The 24,428-nt window shown below is 72.9% G+C and carries 19 protein-coding genes and 1 pseudogene; 11 read left to right on the top strand and 9 right to left on the bottom strand.

Translation table 11 applies throughout. The annotated features are described in order from the left end of the window. The first annotated feature begins 181 nt into the window (after positions 1-181). The 4 genes from lanKC to ACZ69I_RS03030 all read left to right on the top strand — a co-directional run bounded on the left by lanKC (position 182) and on the right by ACZ69I_RS03030 (position 6,754). Positions 182-2,824, top strand: a complete 2,643-nt coding sequence (gene lanKC / locus ACZ69I_RS03015) for a class III lanthionine synthetase LanKC (protein ID WP_470830279.1) — start codon at positions 182-184, stop codon at positions 2,822-2,824. Positions 2,825-2,868: 44 nt separating this feature from the next. Continuing rightward, a complete protein-coding gene (locus ACZ69I_RS03020; protein ID WP_467668654.1) occupies positions 2,869-2,997 on the top strand; it encodes a SapB/AmfS family lanthipeptide in 129 nt (42 codons plus the stop codon). Positions 2,998-3,143: 146 nt separating this feature from the next. Then, on the top strand, positions 3,144-4,871 hold the full coding sequence (locus ACZ69I_RS03025) for an ABC transporter ATP-binding protein (RefSeq protein ID WP_470830281.1): 1,728 nt from the start codon (positions 3,144-3,146) through the stop codon (positions 4,869-4,871). Beyond that, the gene (locus ACZ69I_RS03030) at positions 4,868-6,754 is read left to right on the top strand and encodes an ATP-binding cassette domain-containing protein (protein WP_470830283.1); all 1,887 of its coding nucleotides are present in this window, start codon (positions 4,868-4,870) and stop codon (positions 6,752-6,754) included. The genes ACZ69I_RS03025 and ACZ69I_RS03030 overlap by 4 nt, the downstream gene beginning before the upstream one ends. On the opposite strand, the pseudogene ACZ69I_RS03035 reads toward ACZ69I_RS03030, so the two are convergent. Both ACZ69I_RS03035 and ACZ69I_RS03040 read right to left on the bottom strand, forming a co-directional pair. Beyond that, positions 6,680-7,258, bottom strand: a pseudogene (locus tag ACZ69I_RS03035) (LuxR C-terminal-related transcriptional regulator); the annotation flags it as partial. The gene ACZ69I_RS03030 and the pseudogene ACZ69I_RS03035 sit on opposite strands and share 75 nt — an antisense overlap. A gap of 114 nt (positions 7,259-7,372) precedes the next feature. Next, positions 7,373-7,993 (bottom strand): TetR family transcriptional regulator, encoded by a 621-nt coding sequence (locus tag ACZ69I_RS03040; RefSeq protein ID WP_467668648.1) that lies wholly within the window; start codon positions 7,991-7,993, stop codon positions 7,373-7,375. A gap of 215 nt (positions 7,994-8,208) precedes the next feature. On the opposite strand from ACZ69I_RS03040, the gene ACZ69I_RS03045 reads away from it, so the two are divergent. From ACZ69I_RS03045 to ACZ69I_RS03055, 3 genes are read left to right on the top strand one after another with little or no spacing between them, the layout of a single operon-like run. After that, positions 8,209-9,639: a glycosyltransferase family 4 protein gene (locus ACZ69I_RS03045; RefSeq protein ID WP_470830286.1), complete on the top strand. Its 1,431-nt coding sequence runs from the start codon at positions 8,209-8,211 to the stop codon at positions 9,637-9,639. Then, the gene (locus tag ACZ69I_RS03050) at positions 9,633-10,385 is read left to right on the top strand and encodes a class I SAM-dependent methyltransferase (protein ID WP_470830288.1); all 753 of its coding nucleotides are present in this window, start codon (positions 9,633-9,635) and stop codon (positions 10,383-10,385) included. Before ACZ69I_RS03045 ends, ACZ69I_RS03050 begins: the two co-directional genes overlap by 7 nt. Next, positions 10,382-11,464, top strand: a complete 1,083-nt coding sequence (locus ACZ69I_RS03055) for a prenyltransferase/squalene oxidase repeat-containing protein (protein ID WP_467668642.1) — start codon at positions 10,382-10,384, stop codon at positions 11,462-11,464. Before ACZ69I_RS03050 ends, ACZ69I_RS03055 begins: the two co-directional genes overlap by 4 nt. Before the next feature lie 7 nt (positions 11,465-11,471). Here ACZ69I_RS03055 and ACZ69I_RS03060 read toward each other — a convergent pair whose 3' ends face one another. Then, positions 11,472-11,765, bottom strand: coding sequence for a hypothetical protein (locus tag ACZ69I_RS03060; RefSeq protein WP_384256771.1), 294 nt, complete (start codon positions 11,763-11,765; stop codon positions 11,472-11,474). 139 nt (positions 11,766-11,904) lie between these two features. Between ACZ69I_RS03060 and ACZ69I_RS03065 the strand changes: the two genes are divergently transcribed. Continuing rightward, positions 11,905-12,462, top strand: a complete 558-nt coding sequence (locus tag ACZ69I_RS03065) for a hypothetical protein (protein WP_470830290.1) — start codon at positions 11,905-11,907, stop codon at positions 12,460-12,462. Positions 12,463-12,475: 13 nt separating this feature from the next. Here ACZ69I_RS03065 and ACZ69I_RS03070 read toward each other — a convergent pair whose 3' ends face one another. From ACZ69I_RS03070 to ACZ69I_RS03090, 5 genes are all read right to left on the bottom strand, one after another. Then, the gene (locus ACZ69I_RS03070) at positions 12,476-13,486 is read right to left on the bottom strand and encodes an LLM class F420-dependent oxidoreductase (protein WP_470830292.1); all 1,011 of its coding nucleotides are present in this window, start codon (positions 13,484-13,486) and stop codon (positions 12,476-12,478) included. A 114-nt stretch (positions 13,487-13,600) separates the two neighbouring features. After that, positions 13,601-14,464: a hypothetical protein gene (locus ACZ69I_RS03075; RefSeq protein ID WP_470830294.1), complete on the bottom strand. Its 864-nt coding sequence runs from the start codon at positions 14,462-14,464 to the stop codon at positions 13,601-13,603. Between the two features lie 182 nt (positions 14,465-14,646). Further along, complete coding sequence (locus ACZ69I_RS03080) at positions 14,647-15,681, bottom strand: N-acetylmuramoyl-L-alanine amidase (protein ID WP_467668634.1); 1,035 nt, start codon at positions 15,679-15,681, stop codon at positions 14,647-14,649. An 80-nt stretch (positions 15,682-15,761) separates the two neighbouring features. Next, entirely contained in the window at positions 15,762-16,412 is a 651-nt protein-coding gene (locus tag ACZ69I_RS03085) for a class I SAM-dependent methyltransferase (RefSeq protein ID WP_467668632.1), read from the bottom strand. Between the two features lie 121 nt (positions 16,413-16,533). Continuing rightward, positions 16,534-18,276, bottom strand: coding sequence for an MFS transporter (locus tag ACZ69I_RS03090; RefSeq protein ID WP_470830296.1), 1,743 nt, complete (start codon positions 18,274-18,276; stop codon positions 16,534-16,536). Positions 18,277-18,554: 278 nt separating this feature from the next. Here ACZ69I_RS03090 and ACZ69I_RS03095 point away from each other — a divergent pair, with 278 nt between their 5' ends. The 3 genes from ACZ69I_RS03095 to ACZ69I_RS03105 all read left to right on the top strand — a co-directional run bounded on the left by ACZ69I_RS03095 (position 18,555) and on the right by ACZ69I_RS03105 (position 23,665). Further along, a complete protein-coding gene (locus ACZ69I_RS03095) occupies positions 18,555-20,774 on the top strand; it encodes an acyl-CoA dehydrogenase (protein WP_470830298.1) in 2,220 nt (739 codons plus the stop codon). A gap of 39 nt (positions 20,775-20,813) precedes the next feature. After that, positions 20,814-22,025 (top strand): lipid-transfer protein, encoded by a 1,212-nt coding sequence (locus ACZ69I_RS03100; protein WP_470830299.1) that lies wholly within the window; start codon positions 20,814-20,816, stop codon positions 22,023-22,025. Positions 22,026-22,171: 146 nt separating this feature from the next. Then, on the top strand, positions 22,172-23,665 hold the full coding sequence (locus ACZ69I_RS03105; RefSeq protein WP_470830301.1) for an MFS transporter: 1,494 nt from the start codon (positions 22,172-22,174) through the stop codon (positions 23,663-23,665). A gap of 80 nt (positions 23,666-23,745) precedes the next feature. Here ACZ69I_RS03105 and ACZ69I_RS03110 read toward each other — a convergent pair whose 3' ends face one another. After that, positions 23,746-24,378 (bottom strand): response regulator, encoded by a 633-nt coding sequence (locus ACZ69I_RS03110; RefSeq protein WP_467670761.1) that lies wholly within the window; start codon positions 24,376-24,378, stop codon positions 23,746-23,748. Positions 24,379-24,428 lie beyond the last annotated feature (50 nt).

Genomic DNA, 24,428 nt, shown 5'->3' on the forward strand with positions numbered 1-24,428 from the left:
TCACCCCGGTGACGACGCGGGCGTCGCCATATGTCCGGTCCGTAGCTATTCTGGACTCTCGAACATGAGCGAACGTGACTTTACCCATGCGTTCCGCACGGTGTTCCGGTGACAGTCGTGACTGTTCCGCCCCTCGGCGTACTGGAAATCTCTCCTCCACGCCGAGCGGAGAGGGGACGCCATGGACAAGCGGTACGAGGTCTACTGTCTGGCCGACAGGCACTTCTACGAGACCCCGGACCGACTGTCGTCCAAGGGCGCCGAGCGCGTCCCGGAGTACCCGGTGGCCCGCCGCCCCGTTCCCGCGGGCTGGCGCTCGGGGCGCCTCGGCGACTGGCTCGCCCTCACCCCCGTCGACGACGGCGGAGCCCCGCTCCCCGCCCCCCAGCAGGGCTGGAAGATCCACGTCTCCGCCACCCTGGAGAACGCGGAGCACGTCGCCTCGACCGTGTGGGACTACTGCGTGCCGCGCGCCATCCCCTTCAAGTTCGTACCGGCCAAGCACCTGCTGCACCTGCGCAACAGCAAGTACGCGGGCCGCGACCACAGCGGCAAGGCCGTCACCGTCTACCCGGCCGGCGAGGCCCAACTGCAGGAAGTCGTCACCGAGTTGGGCGACCTCCTCGACGGGACCGAGGGCCCGTACATCCTCACCGACCTGCGCTGGCGCCAGGGCCCGTTGTACGTCAGGTACGGCGCCTTCACGCGGCGCATGTGCGACAACGGCAAGGGCACGCTCGTGCCCGCCATCGAGGACGGCGCGGGACGGCTCGTGCCCGACCCGCGCGACCCCGCCTTCAAGGTCCCCGAGTGGGTGACCCTGCCCGCCTTCCTCGAACCGGCGCTCAAGGCCCGCAACACGACGACCGTCGGCGACCTGCCGTACCGCATCGAGAAGGCACTGCACTTCTCCAACGGCGGCGGTGTCTACGCCGGCACCGACACCCGCGACGGCCGCAAGGTCGTCCTCAAGGAAGGCCGCCCGCACGCGGGCCTCGCCTCCGACGGCGCCGACGCCGTGGCCCGGCTCGAACGCGAGAGGGCCGCCCTGGAGAAGCTCTCCGGACTCGGCGTCGCCCCCGAGGTGCGCGACTGGTTCCTCCTCGACGGCCACCGCTTCCTCGTCATGGACTTCCTCGAAGGGGCGACCCTCAACTCGTACTTCGCCCAGCGGCACCCGCTGTTCACCAGCGAGCCCGACCCCGCCGACATATCCGAGTACACGGCCTGGGCGCTGCGCATGCACCGCGCCGTCGAAGAGGCCGTCACCGCCGTGCACGGACGCGGCGTCGTCTTCAACGACCTGCACCTCTTCAACATCATGGTCGCCCCCGACGAACAGTCCGTCTCCCTCCTCGACTTCGAGGCGGCGGCGGGCGTGGAGGACGCGGGACGCCAGATCGTCGCCCACCCCGGGTTCCTCGCGCCGCCGGACCGCACCGGCACCGACGTCGACCGCTACGCCCTCGCGTGTCTGCGGCTCGCCCTCTTCCTGCCCATCACCTCGCTGCTCTCCATCGACCGCGGCAAGGCGGCCCACTTCGCCGAGGTGATCGCGGCCGAATTCCCGGACGTACCCGAGGAGTTCCTGGCCGAGGCGGTGGCCGAGATCGAGCACGGCGGCCAGGCGAGCCGGACCGCGGCCACCCCCCGCACGACCGGGGCGGCCGCACCCCTGGTCGACCCCGCCGACTGGCCGTACAGCAGGGACTCGATGGTCAAGGCCATCCTCGCCTCGGCCACCCCCGACCGGGACGACCGGCTCTTCCCCGGCGACATCGCGCAGTTCTCCGAAGGCGGCGGGCTCGGCCTCGCGCACGGCGCGGCCGGCGTGCTGCTCGCCCTCGCCGAGAGCGGCGCCGAACGCTACGAGGAAGGCGAGCGCTGGCTCCTCGACCACGCGGCGCCCGCCCCGACCGGCACCCCGCTCGGCCTCCACGACGGCCTCGCGGGCGTCGCCCACGTCCTCGACCGGCTCGGCCACCGCGCCCGCGCCCTCGACCTCATGGACGTCGTCCTCAAGGAGAACTGGCAGCGGCTCCCCTCCGATCTGTACGGCGGCCTCGCCGGACTCGGGCTCGTCCTGGACTCCCTCGCGCACAGCACGGGCGAGAGCGCCCTGGCCCGCCACGCGGAGCACGCGGCGGAGCTGCTCGCCGAGCGCCTCACCGCACAGGACGCGGACAGCACCCCGAAGATCGGACGCCGCCGGGCCGGCCTGCTGCGCGGCGCCACCGGCCCGGCCCTGTTCTTCCTGCGCCGGTACGAACGGCACGGCGACCCCACCCACCTCGACCTCGCGGCCCACGCCCTGCGCACGGACCTCGCCCAGTGCGTGACCCAGCCGAGGGACGGCAGCCTCGCCGTGAACGAGGGGTGGCGCACCATGCCCTACCTCGGCGAGGGCAGCGTCGGCATCGGCATGGTCCTCGACGACTACCTCGCCCACCGGGACGACGCCGCGTTCGAGGCGGCACGGCCGGGCATCCTGACCGCCGCGCGCGCCCGCTTCTGCGTGCAGCCCGGCCTGTTCCAGGGCCGCGCCGGACTGCTGCTGCACGTCAACCGCAGCACCACGCCCGGCATCACGCCCGAGGACGTTGCCGCGCAGATCGAGGAACTCGGCTGGTTCACCATGGCGTACGCGGGCCAGCTCGCGTTCCCCGGCAACCAGATGCTGCGCCTGTCCATGGATCTCCACACCGGGACGGCCGGCTGTCTCCTCGCACTCGCCGGCGCGCTCGGCGAGGGCGGAGCGCACGTCCCCTTCCTGCCGCCGCTGCGGCAGCCTCCTACCCGGTCCCGCGACACCGCGGGGTCGTGACACCACCCACAGGGAGCAACTCCCCATAGAGAGAGGGAATTCTCATGGCGCTTCTCGACCTGCAGAGCATGGAGTCCGACGAGATGACCGGTGGCGGCGGCGGTGGCGGCGGCGCGAGCCTCGCCAGCCTGCTCCTCTGCTGGAGCCAGGCGAGTGTCGTGCTCTGCCTCTGATCGCCGCTGACTGACCGCATGTGAAAGCGGCACGGCACTGAGGGCTCGGGTGGTCCCGCAAGGGGCTGTCCGGGCCCTCAGTGGCCCCGCCGACACGAGGGCTGCGAGACCTACGCACACGACGAGGCGACGGAGACCCGCACCGCATGGCGACGACCACCCCCCGCCCGCATCAACCGACCACCGGCACCCGCCTGTTGGGCGAGGCCACCCGGTACAGCGCCGCCCGCTGCGCGGTCCTGGCCCTGTGCGCCGTCGCGGGCTCGGGCGCGACCCTCTTCCTGCCGTACGCGATCGGCCACGCGCTGGACGCCGTCCTGACCGGCCACCTGACCGGCCGCGACGACCCCGACGCCACCCGCTGGATCCTGGTGTGCGCGGCGCTGATCGGCACCAGCGCGCTCCTCGACGCCGTCGACGGCGTCCTGACCGGCACCACCAACGCCCGCACCACGGCCTGGCTGCGCGGCCGCGTCGTACGCCACGCCCTGGCCGTCGGCCCCCGCACCACCGCCCGCTTCGCCCCCGGTGACCTGGTGGCCCGCCTCATCGACAACGCGGCACACGCGGGCATCGCGCCCGCCACCTTCGCCGCCCTCCTCGCCGCCCTGGTCACGCCCGTGGGCGCCGTGGTCGCCCTCGCCGTCGTCGACATCCGGCTCGCCGTGGTGTTCCTGGTCGGAGCGCCCGTGCTCTTCCTCCTGCTCAGGGCGTTCGTCCGCGTCTCGTCCGACTGCGTGGCGCGCTACCAGAAGGTCCAGGGGGACATCGCGGGCCGTCTCGACGAGGCGATCGGCGGAGCCCGCACCATCGCCGCCGCCCACACCGAGGACAAGGAGGCGGCGCGCGTCCTGGCGCCGCTGCCCGACCTCGGCCGCCACGGCCACCGGATGTGGCGGGTCCAGGGCCGCTCCCAGGCACAGGCCGTCGCCGTCGCCCCGCTCCTGCAGATCGCGGTCGCCGCCGTGGCGGGCCACCTGGTGCTCCACCACCGCATCAGCATCGGCGACCTGCTCGCCGCGTCCCGGTACGCGGTGCTCGCCACCGGCGTCGGCATGCTCGTCGGACAGCTGGGCGGTCTGGTCCGGGCGCGGGCCGCCGCCGGACGCCTGCACGAGGTGCTCGCGGAGCCGGCGACCGAGTACGGCACGGCACGCCTCCCGGACGGCGGGGGCCTGCTGGAACTGCGCGGGATCAGCGCCGCCCGCGGCGGCCGCACCGTCCTCGACGGCCTCGACCTCACCGTGCCCGCGGGCACCACGGTCGCCGTCGTGGGCCGCTCCGGCGCGGGCAAGTCCCTGCTCGCCTCGCTCGCGGGACGGCTCGCCGACCCCGACGAAGGAGTCGTACGCCTCGACGGCGTCCCGCTGGACACGCTCAGCCGCGCCGAGCTGCGCCGGGAGGTCGGCTACGCCTTCGAGCGGCCCGCGCTGCTCGGCGACACCCTCCAGGACACCATCGGCTTCGGAGCTCCGCGCCCGGCCCCCGCCCGCGTCCGCGAGGCGGCCCGCGCCGCCCGTGCCGACACCTTCGTCACCCGCCTCCCCGACGGCTACGCCACCCCCTGCACCGAGGCTCCGCTCTCCGGCGGCGAGGCCCAACGGCTCGGCCTGGCAAGGGCGTTCGCGCGTGGCGGGCGGCTCATGATCCTCGACGACGCGATGTCGAGCCTCGACACGGTGACCGAACACCACATCGCCGAGGCCCTGCTCCGCCACACCCCGCACCGCAGCCGGCTGATCATCGCCCACCGCGCGGCGACGGCGGCCCGCGCGGACGCCGTGGCGTGGCTGCACGACGGCCGGATCCGGGCGGTCGGCACCCATGCGGAGCTGTGGCAACGGCCGGAGTACCGGGAGGTGTTCGGCGCGTGAGGCCCTCTTCCGCCGAGCGGGCGGCTCCGCGCGGACCGTACCGCCGGGGTCTGCGTTTCCTGTGGCGCAGGTGGCCGGTGGTGGCGCGGCTCGCGGTCTGGTCCGTCCTGGAAACCGGCCAGACGTTTCTCACCGGGTACGCCCTCGCGCACGCCCTGGACGACGGATTCCTCGCCGGGGACGAGGCGGCCGGCCTCGGCTGGCTGGGCGCGGCCGCGCTCGGCGTGGTCATCGCCGCGTACGGCACCGGGCAGGTGTACCGCGCGGTCGCCGACCTGGTGGAGCCGTTGCGGGACACCCTGGTGCGGCAGGTCGTCGGCCGGGGCCTGCGGGAGGCGGACGGGGCCGCCGTGTCCCGGCTCACCCAGCAGGTGGAGATCGCCAGGGACACCTTCGCGGGCCTGGTGATGGTCTCCCGCTCCTTCGTCTTCACGGCGGTGGGCGCGCTGATCGGCCTCTTCTCGCTGGACCCGCTCCTGCTCCTGGTGGTCGCGCCGCCGCTGCTCGCGGGCATCGGCCTGTTCGTGGCGACCCTGCGCCCGCTGGCCCGGCGGCAGGAGGAGTTCCTGGTCGCCGACGAGCGCCTCGCCTCTCAACTGGGCGTGGTCTGCCCGGGGTTGCGGGACGTCGCGGCGGCCGGTGCGGAGGAGGGCGTGGCCGGGGACCTGGACCGGGACGTCGCACGGGAGTACGCGACGGCGGGCGCTCTGGCCCGCTGGGGCATCCTGCGCACGGCGGCGCTCGCCGTCGGCGGCCAGCTCCCGCTCGTCCTGCTCCTGGCCACGGCCCCCTGGCTCCTCGACCGCGGTGTGACGCCGGGCGCCCTGGTGGGGGCCCTGGCCTACGTCACACAGGCGCTCCTGCCCGCCCTGCACAACCTGGTCCACGGCCTCGGCGCGAGCGGTTCCCGCCTGGCGATCGTCCTGCGCCGCCTGACGTGGGACCCGCCGTCGGAGACCGCGGACGACGGGGACGACACCGCCACCGAGGCCCTCGCTGCGGCTCCCGCCCTGGACCTCTCCTCCCTCACCTTCGCCTACGGCCCCCACGCCGAGCCCGTCCTGCGCGATCTGGGGCTCAGCGTCGCGCCGGGCGAGCACCTCGCCGTCGTCGGACCCAGCGGGATCGGAAAGTCGACGTTGGCCGGAATCGTCGCAGGGCTGCTCGAACCGGACGCCGGAGACGTGCGTGTCGCGGGGTTGCCCGTGCGGGGCGAGGGGGCCGTGGGGCGGCGGGTGCTCATCCCGCAGGAGGCGTACGTCTTCACGGGGACGCTCCGTGACAACCTGCGGTACCTGCGGGCGGGCGCCGTCCCGGAGCGGGAGATGCTCGCCGCCGCGGAAGCCGTCGGCCTCGTCCCGCTCGTCGAGCGGCTGGGCGGCCTCGACGCACCGCTCGTACCGGCGGAACTGTCGGCGGGGGAGCGGCAGTTGATCGCGCTGACCCGCGCCTATCTGTCGGCCGCGCCGCTGGCGGTCCTCGACGAGGCGACCTGTCATCTCGACCCGGTCGCGGAGTCGCGCGCCGAGCGGGCCTTCGCGACCCGCCCCGGCGGCACTCTGGTGGTGATCGCCCACCGCATCAGTTCGGCCCGTCGCGCCGACCGCGTCCTGGTGATGGACGGAGCGCACGCCCTGTGCGGGCGGCACGACGAGCTGATGGAGCGTTCGCCTCTCTATCGGGACCTCAACGGCGCGGGCGACTGGGGGGAGGAGAGCGCCACCTCACACCCACCCCTCGCCCTGCGAGATCCGTATCGCGTCGATCCTGTTCCGCGCCCCGGTCTTCCGGGTGATCGCGGCCATGTAGTTGCGCACCGTTCCGTTGGACAGATGGAGGCTGCTCGCGATCTCGGCGACCGAAGCGCCCCCGGCGGCGAGTGACAGCACACTCAACTCCCGTCGGGTGAGCGGCATCTGCGCCGCCTTGAGGAAGCCGAAGCCCAGCGATTCGTCGACGAACCGCTGGCCGGCCGCCACCTGTCGTATCCCGGCGAGCAGCCGTTCCGGCGGGCTCGCCTTGTTCACATAGCCGAGTGCGTCCGCCTCCGTCGCACGCCGCAGCTGGCCCGGGCGGTTGGCGGTGGCGAGCACCAGGACTCGGCACCCCCTCCCCAGTGCCGAGGGCCCGGTCAGTTCGCCGAGTGGGGTGTGGGCATAGGTCACCTCGTCGTCGAGGTCGACCACGCACAGGTCCGGCCGTACGGTGCGTTGACGGCCGCGCGCGTGCGACCACGGCGCGTGGAACACCTCCAGATCCGGCTCGCGGGCCAATTGCTCCGCCAGCGCCATTCGCAGTAGACAGGCGTCGTGCACGAGAAGGACCCGGATCACGCTCTGCCCCTCCAGCTCCCCGCTCCGGTTGCTCCGTTCAAGCACGCAGAACATTCATAGCGGTGAGTACCCCCGTCGTGACGCTGAGAACTGGCCAAGGGGGTGTTCGGGGGCGCATTTGCCGTACGACTGTGCGCCCCCTGTGCGACAGACAGGTGGACGACGAGATTACGTCCGGGACTCCGCCGTGAGGTCGATGAGTCTGCACACCGTTTCGATGTCGATCTTCACCTGGGCGATCGAGGCGCGGCCGGAGAGCCAGGTGATCAGCGCGGAGTGCCAGGTGTGCTCGATGACCCGCACCGCGGACAGCTGCTGCGCGGTCGGTGTCCGCGTCAGGCCCATCGCGTCCAGGATGATCGCCGTCGTCAGCCGCGAGACCGTGTCGACCTCCGGGCTCACCGAGCGGTCCGCGAACGTGAGGGCCCGCACCATCGCGTCCGCGAGGTGCGGCTCGCGCTGCAGCGCCCGGAAGGCCCGCATCAGCGTCTCGGAGACCCGCTCGGCGGGCGTCTCACCGGCCGGCGGGCGCTTGCGGATGGTCGTGTGCATGTGCTGCAGCTGGTCCTGCATCGTGGCGACCAGGAGGTGCACCTTGGAGGGGAAGTAGCGGTAGAGGGTGCCGAGGGCGACGCCGGCGGCCTCGGCGACCTCGCGCATCTGCACGGCGTCGAAGCCGCCCCTGCTGGCCAGTTGGGCGCTCGCGTGCAGAATGCGGCGGCGGCGCGCCTCCTGGCGTTCGGTGAGGGGTGGCGCCGCCGGGTTCGCCGCCTTGGCTTCCGCTGTCATGTCGTTGCCCCTTTGGAAAACGCCTCCCGAGATCGCACAGCATGGCAGGGAGCCCGTCGTGGCGCGAATCACCTGATCCGGGCCTTACACCTCGCCTACCTGCCGGTAGATTCAAAGCTCGTTCAGCGATCACTCAGCGATCAAGTCTGAAACTTGTTCTAGATTACCGTCCCGGCGTAACCTCGCGGAGAGCTGCAGGAAGAAGGGGGCCGAGAGTGACCGCTGAGGCCATGGAGGCAGGCCCCCGGAAGGGCCCCGGCCGGGACGGCGAGCGTCCGCTGCGCATCGCTCTCCTGACGTACAAAGGGAACCCGTTCTGCGGGGGACAGGGCGTCTACGTCCGCCACCTCTCCCGCGAACTCACCCGGCTCGGCCACAGCGTCGAGGTCATCGGCGCACAGCCCTACCCCGTCCTCGACGAGGGCGAGGACCTGACGGGCCTCAAGCTCACCGAACTGCCGAGCCTGGACCTCTACCGCTCGCCCGACCCCTTCCGCACCCCGAAGCGCGACGAGTACCGCGACTGGGTCGACGCCCTCGAAGTGGCGACGATGTGGACCGGCGGCTTCCCCGAGCCCACCACCTTCAGCCTGCGGGCCCGCCGGCACCTGCGCGCCCGGCGCGGCGAGTTCGACGTCGTGCACGACAATCAGACCCTCGGCTACGGCCTGCTCGGCGATCTCGGCGCTCCCCTGGTCACCACGATCCACCACCCCATCACCGTCGACCGGCGCCTTGAGCTCGACGCCGCGCCCGACCTCAAGCGCCGCATGTCCGTCCGCCGCTGGTACGCGTTCACGCGCATGCAGAAGCGGGTCGCGCGCCGCCTGCCGTCCGTCCTCACCGTCTCCGGCAGCTCGCGCCAGGAGATCGTCGACCACCTCGGCGTGCGCGACGACCGCATCAGCGTCGTCCACATCGGCGCCGACACCGACCTCTTCTCGCCCGACCCCGCGGTCCCCGAGATCCCCGGCAGGATCGTGACGACGTCCAGCGCCGACGTCCCGCTCAAGGGCCTCGTCTTCCTCATCGAGGCGCTCGCCAAGACCCGCACCGAGCACCCCGAAGCCCACCTCGTCGTGGTCGGCAGGCGCGCCGAGGACGGCCCGGTCGCCCAGGCCATCGAGCGGCACGGACTCGCGGGCGCCGTCGAGTTCGTCAAGGGCATCACCGACGCCGAACTCGTCGACCTCGTCCGCTCGGCGCAGGTCGCCTGCGTCCCTTCGCTGTACGAGGGGTTCTCGCTGCCCGCGGCCGAGGCGATGGCGACCGGCACCCCGCTCCTCGCGACCACCGGCGGCGCGATCCCCGAGGTCGCGGGCCCCGACGGCGAGACCTGCCTCGCGGTGCCGCCCGGCGACGCGGGAGCGCTCGCGCTCGGCCTGAACCGGCTCCTCGGCGACGCCGGGCTGCGGGCCAGGCTCGGCGCGGCGGGCCGCGCGCGCGTCCTCGCCAAGTTCACCTGGGCCCGCGCCGCCCAGGGCACCGCGGAGCTCTACCGCACGGCGATCGACCGCTCCGCGGGCCAGGGCGCCGCCCGCGCGGTCGCCCGCGGCCACGCGATCCCGGCGACCGCGCCCGCCCCCGGGGTCGCGGCCGCCCCCGAAGTTGCAGGACCTCACCCCGAAAGCAGGGCCACGTGCTGACCGTCGACTTCACCCGCTTCCCGCTCGCCGCCGGCGATCGCGTGCTCGACCTGGGCTGCGGCGCGGGCCGGCACGCCTTCGAGTGCTACCGGCGCGGCGCCCAGGTGGTGGCCCTCGACCAGAACGGCGAGGAGATCCGCGAGGTCGCCAAGTGGTTCGCCGCGATGAAGGAGGCGGGCGAGGCGCCCGCGGGCGCGACCGCCACCGCGATGGAGGGCGACGCGCTCAACCTGCCCTTCCCCGACGCCTCGTTCGACGTCGTGATCATCTCCGAGGTCATGGAGCACATCCCCGACGACAAGGGTGTCCTCGCGGAGATGGTGCGCGTCCTGAAGCCCGGCGGCCGCATCGCCGTGACCGTCCCGCGCTACGGCCCCGAGAAGGTCTGCTGGACCCTCTCCGACGCCTACCACGAGGTCGAGGGCGGTCACATCCGCATCTACAAGGCCGACGAACTCCTCGACAGGATGCGGGAGTCCGGCCTCAAGCCGTACGGCACGCACCACGCCCACGCGCTGCACTCGCCGTACTGGTGGCTCAAGTGCGCGTTCGGCGTCGACAACGACAAGGCGCTGCCGGTCCGCGCGTACCACAAGCTCCTGGTCTGGGACATCATGAAGAAGCCCCTCGCGACCCGGGTCGCCGAGCAGCTGCTCAACCCCGTGGTCGGCAAGAGCTTCGTCGCCTACGCCACCAAGCCGCACCTGCCGAAGGCCTCGGCCGACGCCGCGGCGGACGCCAAGTGACGAGCCCGGAGCGGACCGAACACCTCGTCCTGCCCGGCGTCCTGACGGCCGATCAGGCCATGGCGACGGTCCGCGGCATCCTCGCCGTGCAGCGCGAGGACGGCGCCATCCCGTGGTTCCGCGGCCACCACCTGGACCCGTGGGACCACACGGAGGCCGCCATGGCGCTCGACGCGGCGGGCGAGCACGCGGCCGCCGAGCGCGCCTACGACTGGCTCGCGCGCCACCAGAACCCCGACGGCTCCTGGTACGCGGCGTACGCCGACGGCGACCCGGACGACGTCACCGACCGCGGGCGCGAGACCAACTTCTGCGCCTACCTCTCGGTGGGCGTCTGGCACCACTACCTCTCGACCGGCGACGAGGCGTTCCTGGACCGCATGTGGCCCGCCGTGGTCGCCTCGGTCGAGTTCGTCCTCGCGCTGCAGCAGCCCGGCGGCCAGATCGGCTGGAAGCGGGAGGCCGACGGCACGCCGGTCACTGACGCGCTCCTGACCGGTTCCTCCTCCATCCACCAGGCGCTGCGCTGCGCCCTGGCCGTCGCCGAGCAGCGCGACGAGCCGCAGCCCGACTGGGAGCTCGCGGCCGGCGCCCTCGCGCACGCGATCCGCCGCCACCCCGAGCGCTTCCTCGACAAGGACCGCTACTCGATGGACTGGTACTACCCGGTCCTGGGTGGCGCGCTGACCGGCGACGAGGCCAAGTCCCGCATCGAGGAGGGCTGGGACCGCTTCGTGGTGCCCGGCCTCGGGGTGCGCTGCGTGGTGCCCAACCCCTGGGTCACCGGCGGCGAGAGCGCCGAACTCGCCCTCGCCCTCTGGGTGTTGGGGGAGTCGGACCGCGCCCTGGAGATCCTGCAGTCCATCCAGCACCTGCGCGACGCGGAGTCGGGCCTGTACTGGACGGGTTACGTCTTCGACGACGAGGCGCTCTGGCCCGCGGAGCTCACCACCTGGACGGCGGGCTCGCTGCTCCTCGCGGTGGCGGCGCTCGGCGGCGACGAGGCGACCTGCGCCGTCTTCTCCGGCGAGCGCCTGCCGAGCGGCCTCGACCCGGACTGCTGCGACGTGGCCCGGTAGGCGTCACTCAGTAGCGGCGCAGGCGTCCGGCGAGAGCGTGGCCGACGAGCAGGTAGACCACGGCCGCGAGGCCGTAGCCCGCCACGACCCTGGCCCAGTCCTCGTCGAACGTGAACAGGTCGTGCGACCAGCCCGCCAGCCAGCGGGCCGCGTCGTGGATGAACTGGACGAGGTCGTTGGCCCGGTTCGCGTCCAGCAGGTACATGAGGATCCACAGGCCGAGTATCGCGGCCATGATGTCGGCGACGAGTGCTATGACCCGTCCCGCGGTGCTGCCGTGGGAGTGCCGTGTGGGAGACATAAGGACCGGATACCTGGAAGGCCCCCCTTGAAACCCGTACGGGCCCGCCCCGCTGGCGGGGTGCGGCGGCCGGGGTGAGGCTGCGCAGAGGAGCGCGCTCTGCCGCGGGCCGCTCAGCTCTCGTCTGGAGGCCGTTGCCGTGCTCAGCCCCGTACCCGTCCGTCGTGCCGGAGTCTCCCTCGCTCTCTGCTGCACCCTGCTGGCCGGCGCGACGGCCTGCAACGACGACGACAAAGCCAGTGCCAGTGCGGCGACGCCCAGCAGCTCGTCCTCCAGCGCGGCGGAGAAGCAGAAGTTCGCCAAGACCCGCTTCGTGGCCAACGCGGGGCTCGCCGCGGGCGCGACCTACCAGTGGATCGTGAAGCCGTACCGCGCGGGCAAGTTCAAGAAGGGCGCGAACGGCCGGAAGTTCGCGATGATCAAGGCGGGCCTCGCCGGAGCGTTCACGTACAACCGGCTGAAGGCCGCGACGAAGAACGCCCAGGGCGACCCGACCCTCGCCAAGGCGGTGGCCCCGCTGACGTCCGGCATCGACGCCCTGAAGGACCTGCCGTCCAAGCTCCGCAAGGGCGAGGGCACGGACTCGGTCGTGAACTCCTTCGACGACATCATCCAGGACGTCAAGGGCGCGGGCAGCAGCGCGGGCGCCGAGGTCAAGGACAAGGTGCCGTCGGCGGGGGAGCTGAGCAAGGGCTGACGCCCCCCCGCTCTCAGGAGTTGAGCTCGGCCAGGACCCGCAGGGTGTGCGGGTCCGGCGCGAGCAGGAGCAGGTCCGTGACCGGGCCCCTGCGCCACAGCTCCAGGCGCTCCGCGATCCGGGCGCGCGGGCCCACCAGGGAGATCTCGTCGGCGAAGGCGTCGGGCACGGCGAGGACCGCCTCCTGCCTGCGCCCCGCGAGGAACAGCTCCTGGATGCGCCGCGCCTCGGCCTCGTACCCCATGCGCGCCATCAGGTCGGCGTGGAAGTTGCGGGCCGCGTGCCCCATCCCGCCGATGTAGAAGCCGAGCATGGCCTTGACCGGGAGCAGGCCCTCCGCGACGTCGTCGCAGACCTTCGCACGGGCCATCGGGGCGATGGTGAAGCCCTCCCGCAGACCGGTCAGCGACGCCTCGTACACGTCCGTGCGCAGCGGCGACCAGTACAGCGGCAGCCAGCCGTCCGCGATCCGCGTCGTCTGCTCGATGTTCTTGGGCCCCTCGGCGCCGAGCAGGACCGGCAGATCGGCCCGGAGGGGATGGGTGATCGGCTTGAGCGGCTTGCCGAGCCCCGTGCCGTCCTCGCCGTCGTACGGGTGGGAGTGGAAGCGGCCCGCCACCTCCACGGGACCCTCGCGCCGCAGGACCTGGCGGATCACCTCGACGTACTCACGGGTCGCGGTCAGCGGCGACTTCGGGAACGGCCGCCCGTACCAGCCCTCCACCACCTGCGGCCCGGAGAGCCCGAGGCCGAGCAGCATCCGCCCGCCCGACAGGTGGTCGAGGGTGAGGGCGTGCATGGCGGTGGTGACGGGCGAGCGCGCCGCCATCTGTACGACGGCGGTGCCGAGCCTGATCCGGGAGGTCTGTGCGGCGATCCAGGTGAGCGGCGTGAAGGCGTCCGAGCCCCAGGCCTCCGCGGTCCACACGGAGTCGTAGCCGAGCCGTTCGGCCTCCTGGGCGAGGGCGACGTGGCCGGGGTCGGGGCCGCGCCCCCAGTAGCCGAGTGCGAGCCCGAGCCGCATGCGCCTGCCCCCTCCTGAACTGACGGTACGTCAGCTGACGTCGAGGGGCGACTGTACGACAACGGCCCCCCGCCCGGAAGGGCGAGGGGCCGCGGTACTGGCGTGCGTGCGGGGTCAGCCGCGCTGGATCCCCGTGGTGTCCTGCAGGACGCCGCGACGGCCGTCCTGCGTCTGGGCCACCAGGCCGGGACCGCGCTGCTCGACGGCCAAGTACCAGGTGCCGGGGGCCAGTTCGGCGATCGGCGTCGGCGAGCCGTCCTCCGCGTACAGCGGACGCGGCACCGGCACGGCGAACCAGAACGGCGAGAAGTCACCGGCCGGCTGCGCCTGCGCGGGCGGCGGGGTCTGCCCGGCCTGCGGCTGCGGCTGCTGCCCGCCGAAGGACTGGCCCTGCGGCTGACCGGGCTGGCCGCCATAGGGCGCGCCCGGCTGCGGCTGACCCGCACCGGCACCCGGGTAGCCGTAGCCACCCTGCGGCTGGCCGCCGTAGGGCTGGGGGGCGGCCGGACGCGGGGCGCCCATGAGGGGCGCCTTCAGGGCCGGGACGAGCAGGGTCGCGACCGCGGCGGCGGCGAGCACGAGGGCGCCGATCAGGCCGAGGATGAGGCCGACACCGGCGTCGATGTCGTCCGAACCCCTGCCGAGGCCACCCTCGAAGATGAAGTCGTACGACTGGGTGGTGTCGAAGATCGCGCCGAGCGAGCTCCAGGCGGCGGCGATGGTGAAGGCGACACCGACCTGGCCGAGCTCCAGGCCCGCGACCTTGCGCGGCATGGCGCGGCCGACGACGACCAGCGCCGCCCCGATGATGCCGAGCAGGTACACGCTCAGGAGCAGGTTGCCGTTTTCCCAGGCGTTGGGGAGCTTGTCGCTGTCGACACCGTTGATGTCCAGGGTGTCGAGGAACGAGGCGATGAAGAGCAACACCGCTGCTCCGATCACCACGCCGTCGCCTCGAGTGAGGGAGCGGAAATTCACTTCAGGTCCTTCGTCAGTCGTCTCGTCAGTGGAGGCGTCGCTGTCGCCGTGGTCGCGGTCGTGTCGCGGGGCGCGAAGCGCGGGGGTGGCCCCTCATCGTAGGGAGGACAATATCGTCCGGACACGCGGGGTGTCTGCTCGGGATAAAGACGTCCACGCTCCGGAACGCGGACGTTCACGCGCTACCGGCGCAGGAATCCCGCGATTCCCTCAGAAATCCCCTGCGCCGCCTTCTGCTGCCACGCACCACTGGTCAACAGGGCCGCGTCCTTCGCGTCCCGCATGTTGCCGCACTCGATGAACACCTTGGGAACGGTGGAGAGGTTGAGGCCGCCGAGGTCCTTGCGGACGTCGAGTCCGGTGCCGCCGCCGACGTAGTTCGAGGGGGCGCTGCCCGTCACCGCGACGAACTTCCCGGCGATGCGTTCGCCCAACTCCTTGGAGGGGGCGACGATCGCCGAGGTGTCGGCCGCGCCGGACTTCACCTGCGCGGGCAGGATCACGTGGAAGCCGCGGTTGCCGGGCGCGGAGCCGTCCGCGTGGAGGGAGACCACCGCGTCGGCGTGGGCCTGGTTGCCGATCCGGGCGCGTTCGTCGACGCACGGGCCCCAGGGCCGGTCCCCGTCCTGGGTGAACTTGACCGTGGCGCCCTGCTTTTCGAGCAGCGTGCGCAGGTCGCGGGCGACCGCCAGGGTGAACTTCGCCTCGGTGTAGCCGCCGTTGGTGGACGTGCCCGTGGTGTCGCACGCCTTGCGGTTCGTCCCGATGTCGACCTGACGGTTGATCTCCGCCGTGTGCTGGAAGTTGCCCGTGTTGTGGCCGGGGTCGACCACGACGACCTTGCCCTTGAGGGGGCCGTCGGGCGCGGGGTGGCGGGGGGCAGACGGCTTCGTGGCCGAATCGTTGTCGTTGCTGTCCGAACCCTTGCCGTCCTTGTCGCTCTTGTCGTCCTTGTCCTTCCCCTTGTCGGGCCCGCGGGTCCCGGACGGGGTGGACGAGGAGGACCCGTCCGAGGCGTTCGCGCCCTCGGACGTGCTTGAGGAGACCGGCAGCGATCTCGCCGGTTCACCCCCGTCGGGCCCGCTCGTCGCCTGGTGGATGAGCCAGCCCGCCAGGCAGGCCGGCACCAGGGCGGCGACGGTCACCGTCAGCGGACGGCCGAAGCGGCGGCGCCTCGGCGGCTGGGAGGGATCGAATTCCGGACCTACGTACGACACGGGGCGAGCCTATCCGCGGCGCCGGGTCCCCGCTCCTCATTGCGGCCCGGACCCAGCCCGGAGTGGTCGGATCCGCGTGGTCAGATCCCCGGCCCCGTCCGCCGCAGCACGCGCAGCGAGTCCGTCACCGAGACCTCGGTGAACGCGCCGGACTCCAGGGCCCTGAGGTAGACGCGGTACGGCGCCTGGCCGGTCATGATGTCGACCGGGTCGGGGAACACGTCGTGGATGACGAGCAGGCCGCCCTCGGCGACGTGCGGCGCCCACCCCTCGTAGTCGGCCGTGGCGTGCTCGTCCGTGTGGCCCCCGTCGATGAACACGAGGCCGAGCGGGCCGCCCCATGCCTTCGCCACCTGTGGCGAGCGCCCGACGACGGCGATCACGTGCTCCTCCAGGCCCGCCCGGTGCAGCGTGCGGCGGAAGGTGGGCAGCGTGTCCATCCGGCCGACCTCGGGGTCCACCGTCTCCGGGTCGTGGTACTCCCAGCCGGGCTGCTGCTCCTCGCTGCCCCTGTGGTGGTCCACGGTGATCGCGCTCACCCCGGCCTGCCGCGCCGCGTCGGCCAGCAGGATGGTGGAGCGCCCGCAGTACGTGCCGACCTCCAGGAGCGGCAGGCCGAGCGCGGCCGCCTCCGTCGCGGCCGCGTACAGCGCGAGCCCCTCGCCGCGCGGCATGAAGCCCTTGGCGGACTCGAAGGCGGCGAGGGTCTCCGGCTCGGGCTCGGCGGCCATGGCCACGGGTTCCTCCAGGTCGTAGGCGGATCGCAGGGGGTGTGGGCGCCATGATGCACGGCACCCCCGCCACCTGGGTGACGGGGGTGCTCCGGCGCCGTCGATGGACGGCGCCCGGGCGTCAGGCCGGTACGTCGCTCTCGTCGGCCGCGCCCGACAGGGCCAGGTCGACCCGTACGGGCCGGGCGTCCCCGTGGTACGCGGCCGCCGAGGCATGCGGCGCGTGGCCGGTGGCGGTGGCCGCGAGGACGTAACTGCCGTCGGCCGGGACGTCGAGGGCGTACCGGCCCTCGTCGTCGGTGAGCGCGGCGCCCGCCTGCTTGCCGCGGCGGTCGATCAGCGTCACCTTCGCCCGCGGGACGGGGGCCCCGTCCGCGCCCCGCACCAGGCCGTGGAAGCCCGCGAGCACCTCGGCGGCGCGCTCCAGATTCGCGTCCTCCTCGCTGCTCGCGCGCAGCTGCGTGGTGACCGAGCGGCGTGCGGAGGGCAGCATGAGGGCGAAGAACAGGCCGACGACGACCGCGCCCGCGGCGATCAGGAACGAGACGCGGAAGCCGTGCATGGTGGGGACGGCCACGCCCCCGACGTGGTCCGCGGTGTTGGCCAGGACCATGCCGATCACGGCGCTGGACACCGAGGTGCCGATGGACCGCATCAGGGTGTTGAGGCCGTTGGCCGCGCCCGTCTCGGACGGGTCGACGGAGCCGATGATGAGTGCGGGCAGCGAGGAGTAGGCGAGGCCGATGCCCGCGCCGAGGAGCACCGCGATGACGATCGTCTGCCAGGCGGCGCTCATCAGGCCGAGGCCCGCGCCGTAGCCGATCGTGATGATCAGCATGCCGAGGATGAGGGTCACCTTCGGGCCGTACTTCGCCGAAAGGCGGGCGTAGACGGGCGCCGTGAACATCATCGTCAGGCCGAGCGGCATCACGCACAGGCCCGCGACGACCATGGACTGGCCGAGGCCGTAGCCGGTCGCGGTCGGCAGCTGGAGCAGCTGGGGCAGGACCAGCGAGACGGCGTAGAAGGCGACGCCGACCATGATCGAGGCGAGGTTGGTGAAGAGCACCGAGCGGCGGGCCGTGGTGCGCAGGTCCACGAGGGGGGCCTTCACGCGCAGCTCCATCACGCCCCACAGGACGAGGACGACGGCCGCGGCGGCGAACAGGCCGAGCGTGGTGGACGAGCCCCAGCCCCAGTCGCTGCCCTTGGTGATCGGCAGCAGGAACAGGACGAGACCGGCGGAGAGGCCGAGCGCGCCGAGCACGTCGAAGGTGCCCTCGGCGCGGACCGGGCTCTCCGGCACGAAGACGAGGGTCAGCAGGATCGAGAGGACGCCGAGCCCCGCCGAGCCGAAGAACAGCGCGTGCCAGTCGGCGTTCTGCGCGATCAGCGCGGCGACCGGCAGGGCGAGGCCGCCGCCGACGCCGATGGAGGAGCTCATCAGGGCCATCGCGGAGCCGAGCTTCTCGCGGGGCAGCTCGTCGCGCATCAGGCCGATGCCGAGCGGGATGGCGCCCATGGCGAAGCCCTGCAGCGCGCGGCCCACGATCATCACGACGAGATCGTCGGTGAATCCGCAGATCATCGAGCCGACCACCATCACGGCGAGGCTGGAGAGCAGCATCTTCCGCTTGCCGTAGAGATCGCCGAGGCGACCCATGATCGGCGTGGAGACGGCACCGGCGAGCAGGGTCGACGTCATGACCCAGGTGGCGTTCGACGGCGAGGTGCGCAGCAGCTCCGGCAGGTCCTTGATGACCGGCACAAGCAGGGTCTGCATCACCGCGACGACGATGCCGGAGAAGGCGAGTACGGGGACGACGCCGCGTATGCCGCGTGGGTGGGTCGTCGACATCGACATTGCTTGGGGCCTCCGGGGCGGCAGGGGACTCGGCGGGGGTACGTGGAGCGGTACGCGCACGGCGGCGTGTACGTGTAGCCCGAACCTGTTTCCCGGGGCGACTATTCCGACGGATGTCGTACGAGAGGAACTCTTGACCCGTTGTTAACCCTTTCATCAGCCGGGCCGCCAGAGGCCTCTGAGGCCCCCGCCAAGCCGCCCCGCACCTGACCTTCCGTCAGATTGAAACGTGTTCTACTCTGTCGCCGTCCCGGCAGCGGCTACCGGCGAGGATGCGCATGGGGATCGGAATCACGCGGGAACATGGGGAGTTGGCGTCGGCCGTGCGGGGCTGGATCGCCCGCGCCGTGCCGCCCGAGGAAGTGCGGAGGCTCCTCGATGCCTCGCTCGTCGCCCCTCCGGGGCCCGCGCTCCCGGCGGGCGGGAGCGGCGGCGCCCGGCCCGCCCACTGGGACGGGCTCGCCGGTCAGGGGCTGCTCGGCGTCCACCTGCCCGAGGAGTACGGGGGCGGAGGAGGGGACCTCCTCGACCTCGCCGTCGTCCTCGAAGAGGCGGCGCGGGCCGCGCTCCCCGGGCCGCTCGTGGCGAGCTCGCTGGCCTCCCTGGTGCTGCACCGCGCGGGCGCGCACGCGCTCGCCGCGGACCTGGCGAGCGGTGCCCGGATCGGCGCCGTGGCGCTGGACGCGGGCACACTCACCGCCGTCGCCGGGCCCGACGGCCACGTCCTGGACGGCACGGCGCCGCCCGTGCTCTCCGGGGGCGAGGCCGACCTGCTGATCCTCTGCGCCGCGTCGGCGGCGGGCCCGGTGTGGCTGGCGGTCGACGCCGCCGCGCTGACCGTCCGTACGCACGACAGCGCCGACCCGACCCGGCCCACCGCCGAGGTGAGCGCGCGGGCGGCGCACGTCCCGGCGGACCGCCTCCTCGCCGTCGACGCCGCGGCCGTCCGCGACCTGGCCGCCGCCGTGCTGGCCGCCGACGCGTGCGGCACCGCGGCGTGGGCGCTGCACACCGCGGCCGAACACGCCAAGGTGCGCGAGCAGTTCGGCCGCCCCATCGGGCAGTTCCAGGGTGTCAAGCACCTCTGTGCCGACATGCTGGTCCGCGTCGAACAGGCCCGCGCCCTGGCCTGGGACGCGGCCCGCGCGGCGGACGACCCCGAGGCGGCCGCCGACGTACGCGGCCTGACCACCGCACTCGCCGCGGCCACCGCCCTCGACGCCGCCCGCACCTGCGCCAAGGACTGCGTGCAGATCCTCGGCGGTATCGGGTTCACCTGGGAACACGACGCGCATCTGTATCTGCGCCGGGCGGTCGTGGCCCGGCAGCTGCTCGGCGCGGGCGACGCGCACCGGCTGCGTGCCGTGCGGCTCGCGGAGGGCGGCGCGCGCCGCGAACTGCGCCTGGAACTGCCGGAGGAGGCGACGGAGTACCGGAACCTGGCCCGCGCGGCCATCGCCCCGGCCCGCGGACTCGACCCGGCGGCGGCCCGCAAGGCGCTCGCCCCCACCGGCTACGCCGCCCCGCACCTGCCCGAGCCGTACGGCCTGGGCGCGGGCCCCGTCCAACAGCTCGCCGTGCAGGAGGAGTTGAAGGCCGCCGGAGTCAGGCTCAGTGACCTCGGCATCGCGACCTGGGTGATCCCCTCCCTCATCGCGTACGGCACCGAGGAACAGCGCGCACGCTTCCTCGCGCCCACCCTGCGCGGCGAGTTGCTCTGGTGCCAGCTCTTCAGCGAGCCCGGCGCGGGCTCCGACCTCGCGTCCCTGAGCACCCGGGCCGAGCGCGTCGAGGGCGGCTGGCGCGTGAACGGCCAGAAGGTGTGGACGAGCGCGGCCCAGTGGGCGGACCACGGGATCCTGCTCGCCCGTACCGACCCGTCGGCGCCCAAGCACAAGGGGCTGACGTACTTCCTCGTCGACATGAAGGCCGCCGCGGGCGAGGGCGGCGGGATCGACATCCGCCCGCTCACGGAGATCACCGGCGACGCCCTCTTCAACGAGGTGTACTTCGACGACGTGTTCCTCCCCGAGGACGCCGTCGTCGGGGAGGTCGACGACGGCTGGCGGGTCGCCCGCGACACCCTCGGCAACGAACGCGTCCACATGGCCGACCAGTTGACCTTCGACACCGGCCTCGAAGCGCTCATCGCCCGCGCCGGTGAACTCGACGGCGCGTACCGGGCCCGCATCGGAGCGCTCGCCGCCGAGGCACACGCCCTCGCCTGCATCGGGCTGCGCACCACCATCCGGCAGGTCGCGGGCGCGGAGCCGGGCGCGGGCGCTTCCGTGCGCAAACTCGTCCAGACCCCCCACCAGCAGAAGGTCGCCGAACTGGCCCTCGAACTCCTCGGCCCGGCGGGCGCGGTCCGCGAGGGCCCGGGGGAGCGGGCGCTGCACGGCTTCCTGATGTCGCGCTGCCTGACCATCGCGGGCGGCACCACCCAGGTCCAGCTCAACGTGGTCGCCGAGCGGATCCTCGGCCTGCCCCGTGACTGAGAGCCCTTCTTTGCACCACCGGCCAGCGAAAGGGACATCATGAAGGCGTACGTCGTCGGCGTCGGGATGACCAGGTTCGAGAAGCCCGAGACGCGCGACTGGCAGTACTGGGACATGGCCAGGGAAGCGGGCACGAAGGCCCTCGACGACGCCGGGATCCCGTACGGCCAAGTGGAGCAGGTCCCCGTCGGCTACTGCTTCCAGGCCTCGACCGCCGGCCAGCGCGCCGTCTACGAACTCGGCCTGACCGGCGTGCCCGTCTACAACGTCAACAACAACTGCGCGACCGCGTCGACCGCGCTGATGATGGCGCGGCAGTTTGTCGAGGGCGGCCTGAGCGACTGCGTGCTCGCGCTCGGCTTCGAGAAGATGGCGCGCGGCTCGCTGGGCGGCGGCAGCGACGGGGGCGCCCGCGGCGAAGCCGCCGATGGATTCGGCAAGACGTCGCCGGTCGCCCGCCACTACGGGATCATGGCCGCCCGGCACGGCTTCGAGATGACCCCGCCCACCGCGCAGATCTTCGGCGACGCGGCCCGCGAGCACATGGAGAAGTACGGCACCACCGAGGCACAGCTCGCCGCGGTCGGCGCCAAGAACCACCGGCACTCCACGAACAACCCGTACGCGCAGTTCCAGGACGCGTACACCGTCGACGAGGTCCTCGCCGCGAAGATGATCCACCGCCCGCTCACCAAGCTCCAGTGCTCCCCGACGTCGGACGGTTCGGCGGCGGCGGTCGTGGTCTCCGAGCGCTTCGTCGAACGGCACGGCCTCGCGGACCGGGCGGTGGAGATCGCCGCCCAGGCCATGACCACCGACACCGAGGAGTCCTTCGCCTCCGGGTCGTGCATCGACGCCGTCGGCCAGCCGATGTCACGGGAGGCGGCCCGCCGGGTCTACGAGAGGTCGGGGCTCGGCATCGAGGACGTCGACGTCGTCGAGCTGCACGACTGCTTCTCCGTCAACGAACTCCTGACGTACGAGGCGCTCGGCATGTGTGCGCCGGGCGAATCGGGAGAGCTCGTCGAGAGCGGCGCGACGACGTACGGCGGCCGGTGGGTGGTCAACCCCTCCGGCGGCCTCATCTCCAAGGGCCACCCGCTGGGGGCGACCGGCATCGCGCAGGTCGCCGAAGTGACCTGGCAGCTGCGCGGCGAGGCGGGGGCGCGACAGGTCGAGGGGGCGCGGGTGGGGCTCGCGCACAACATCGGGCTCGGCGGGGCGGCGGTGGTGACGATGCTGCGGAGGTGAGGAGACGGGCTTCGGCCCGCAGGTACTGGCGCCACAAGTTCTGGCGCCACAGGTCCTGGCGCCACAGGTCCTAGTCCTGTCGACCGAGGCCGCGTCCAGCGAATTTCCGATGCACTGCTCAAGTGCGGCTTGAGAGGATGGCTGTCATGGTCCAGACGCCCCCCACCTCTTACCCAGCCGACACCGGCTCCGGTTCCGCCCCCGCGCCGTCCTCCTCCGCGGCCTCCGCCACCGCCCCGCCGAAGAAGTCCGTCCCGGTGTGGGCGGTGCTGATGACCGCCTGCGCGGGCCAGTTCCTCGTCGTCCTCGACGTGTCCGTGGTGAACACCGCGCTGCCGTCGATGCGCGCCGACCTCGGCATGAGCGCCATCGGCCTGCAATGGGTCGTCAACGCGTACTCCATAGCCTTCGCGGGCTTCATGCTGCTCGGCGGGCGGGCCGGGGACCTCTTCGGGCGCAAGCGGATGTTCCTCGTCGGCCTCACGCTCTTCACCGTCGCCTCGCTCGGCGGCGGCCTCGCGCAGGCCGAGTGGCAGCTCCTCGTGGCGCGGGCCGTGCAGGGCCTCGGCGCCGCGATCCTCGCGCCGTCGACCCTGACGATCCTCACGTCGGCGGTGCCCGAGGGCGCCGCGCGGGCGCGGGCGATCGGCGTCTGGACAGCGGTCGGCGCGGGCGGCGGCGCGGCCGGCGGACTGGTCGGCGGAGTCCTCACGGACCTGCTCTCCTGGCGCTGGGTGCTCCTGATCAACGTGCCGGTCGGCGCCCTGGTGATCGTCGCGGGCCTGGCCTGGCTCACCGAGAGCAGGGCGGACCGGACGCGCCGCCTGGACGTGCCGGGCGCGGTCCTCGTGACGGGCGGCCTCGCCACCCTCGCGTACGGCATCGTGCAGACGGAGGAGAAGGGCTGGACGGCGGCCGCCACCCTGGCGCCCCTGGCGGCGGGGCTCGCGCTGCTCGCGGCGTTCCTCGTGGTGGAGTCGCGCACGGAGGTGCCGCTGATGCCGCTGAAGCTGTTCAAGGTGCGGACGGTGTCGGCCGCGAACGCCGCGATGTTCGTGTGCGGCGGCGGAATGTTCGCCATGTGGATGTTCATGACGCTCTACACCCAGAACGTCCTCGGCTACTCGCCGCTGAAGGCGGGCCTGGCCCTCATGCCGTCCTCGTTCACCGTCGTCCTCGGCTCGATGCTCGCGCCGCGTCTGATGCCGGTGATCGGCTCGAAGAACGTCTCCGTGCTCGGCATCGTGGTGGCCGCCGCGGGCTTCGGCTGGCAGTCGACGATGACGGTCGACGGCGCGTACGTCACCTCGATCCTGCTGCCCGGCATCGTGATGATGCTCGGCGCGGGCCTCGCCACCACCCCGCTCGCCTCGCTCGCCACGTCGAGCGCCAAGGCGGACGACGCGGGCCTCGTCTCCGGACTGGTCAACACCTCCCGCACCATGGGCGGCGCGCTCGGCCTCGCGGTGCTGTCCACGGTGGCCGCCGCGCGGATGAACGGCTCGACATCACCGCAGGCGCTCACCGACGGGTACGCGATGGCGTTCCGGACGAGCGGGTTCATCCTGCTGGCGGGCGTGGTCGTGCTGCTGCTGTGGATGCCGAGGGTCCGGGGGACCGCGGCTGCGAAGCAGGGCTGACGTTCTGCTCGGGTGAGGCGACTGCGAGGCTGGGGCGACCGGCACGGCGTGGGGCGGTGCCACCACCGCTCCAGCCACGCCTACAACCACCCCTGATGCCGCGCCTCCCGCACCGCCTCCATCCGGTTCCGCGTCCCCGTCTTGCCGATCGCCGCCGACAGGTAGTTCCGCACGGTCGACTCCGACAGGTGGAGCCTGCCCGCGATGTCGGCGACCGTGGCGCCGTCCACCGAGGCCTTGAGGACGTCCGCCTCGCGGTCGGTCAACGGGTTCGGCCCCGCGCTCAGCGCGGCGGCGGCGAGCGCCGGGTCGATGACCGTCTCGCCCCGCAGCGCCCGGCGGACCGACTCGGCAAGCTCCTCGACGGGCCCGTCCTTGACCAGGAAGCCGACCGCTCCGGCCTCCATGGCGCGGCGCAGATAGCCGGGCCTGCCGAAGGTGGTGAGGATGAGGACCCGGCAGTCGGGGCACTGCTCACGCAGGTCGGCGGCGGCCTCCAGGCCGCTGCGGCCCGGCAGTTCGATGTCGAGCAGCGCCACGTCCGGGCGGGCTACCAGCGCCGCGTCGACGATCTCGTCGCCCGCGCCGACCTGGGCGACGACCTCGAGGTCCTCCTCCATGCCGAGCAACAGGGCGAGAGCGCCCCGCATCATGCCCTGGTCCTCGGCGAGGAGGATGCGCACGCTCTTGGCGGGGCGGTGGTCCTGCGGCATCTCGTTCACGGGGAACAGAGTAGGGCGGGCGCCCTGTCGTCGAAGGCAGG

The sequence above is a fragment of the Streptomyces sp. NPDC036815 genome, from assembly GCF_055609205.1.

Excerpts from the sequence above, each read along its gene's own strand:
- lanKC (WP_470830279.1), top strand. The coding sequence starts at position 182 with ATGGACAAGCGGTACGAGGTCTACTGTCTGGCCGACAGGCACTTCTAC.
- ACZ69I_RS03020 (WP_467668654.1), top strand. The coding sequence starts at position 2,869 with ATGGCGCTTCTCGACCTGCAGAGCATGGAGTCCGACGAGATGACCGGT.
- ACZ69I_RS03025 (WP_470830281.1), top strand. The coding sequence starts at position 3,144 with ATGGCGACGACCACCCCCCGCCCGCATCAACCGACCACCGGCACCCGC.
- ACZ69I_RS03040 (WP_467668648.1), bottom strand. The coding sequence starts at position 7,993 with ATGACAGCGGAAGCCAAGGCGGCGAACCCGGCGGCGCCACCCCTCACC.
- ACZ69I_RS03060 (WP_384256771.1), bottom strand. The coding sequence starts at position 11,765 with ATGTCTCCCACACGGCACTCCCACGGCAGCACCGCGGGACGGGTCATA.
- ACZ69I_RS03070 (WP_470830292.1), bottom strand. The coding sequence starts at position 13,486 with ATGCGGCTCGGGCTCGCACTCGGCTACTGGGGGCGCGGCCCCGACCCC.
- ACZ69I_RS03085 (WP_467668632.1), bottom strand. The coding sequence starts at position 16,412 with ATGGCCGCCGAGCCCGAGCCGGAGACCCTCGCCGCCTTCGAGTCCGCC.
- ACZ69I_RS03090 (WP_470830296.1), bottom strand. The coding sequence starts at position 18,276 with ATGTCGATGTCGACGACCCACCCACGCGGCATACGCGGCGTCGTCCCC.
- ACZ69I_RS03095 (WP_470830298.1), top strand. The coding sequence starts at position 18,555 with ATGGGGATCGGAATCACGCGGGAACATGGGGAGTTGGCGTCGGCCGTG.
- ACZ69I_RS03100 (WP_470830299.1), top strand. The coding sequence starts at position 20,814 with ATGAAGGCGTACGTCGTCGGCGTCGGGATGACCAGGTTCGAGAAGCCC.
- ACZ69I_RS03105 (WP_470830301.1), top strand. The coding sequence starts at position 22,172 with ATGGTCCAGACGCCCCCCACCTCTTACCCAGCCGACACCGGCTCCGGT.
- ACZ69I_RS03110 (WP_467670761.1), bottom strand. The coding sequence starts at position 24,378 with ATGCCGCAGGACCACCGCCCCGCCAAGAGCGTGCGCATCCTCCTCGCC.